Source organism: Pseudoalteromonas sp. MMG012 (genome assembly GCF_018100875.1).
GTDB classification, from domain to species: domain Bacteria; phylum Pseudomonadota; class Gammaproteobacteria; order Enterobacterales; family Alteromonadaceae; genus Pseudoalteromonas; species Pseudoalteromonas aurantia.
Window position 1 is genome coordinate 1 of the sequence record NZ_JAGJEF010000239.1, and the last position, 413, is coordinate 413.

A 413-nucleotide genomic window follows, 5' to 3' on the forward strand; every position below is an offset into this window, starting at 1 on the left:
TTGTTATCCAGCTTAATTCAAGGCTATGTAATAAACGATAAACATTACCTAACTGATATTTTACATTAAAGTTGTCGATGATATATTTTTGAATATCAGCAGCAATCAATCGTCCACCCCCCGTGGACTTAGCATGTTGCAAAACAAAAGCTTTAACTGCTGATTGTTGCTGTATAGTGAGATTGGCAGGGCGACCTGAAATAGGTTTATTGTCTAACCCAGCTAAACCACTTTCCAAATAATTTGATACCCACTTGTTAACGCTACTTCTGGCGGTGTTTAAGCGTCGAGCGATATTGGTTCGATTCTCGCCTTCAAAAAAGAGTGCTACCGCGAGTAAACGCATTCGCTTTCTAGCGTTAGATTCTTTTCTTGATAGGGCTAATAGTTGTTTTGATTTTTCTAAATTCAAG

Annotated in this window: 1 protein-coding gene; it reads right to left on the reverse strand. The window is 38.0% G+C overall.

The window, feature by feature from the left end; translation table 11 throughout:
- A partial coding sequence (locus J8L97_RS23235) for a helix-turn-helix domain-containing protein (RefSeq protein ID WP_211053091.1) occupies positions 1–346 on the reverse strand: 346 nt, incomplete at its 3' end.
- Positions 347–413 lie beyond the last annotated feature (67 nt).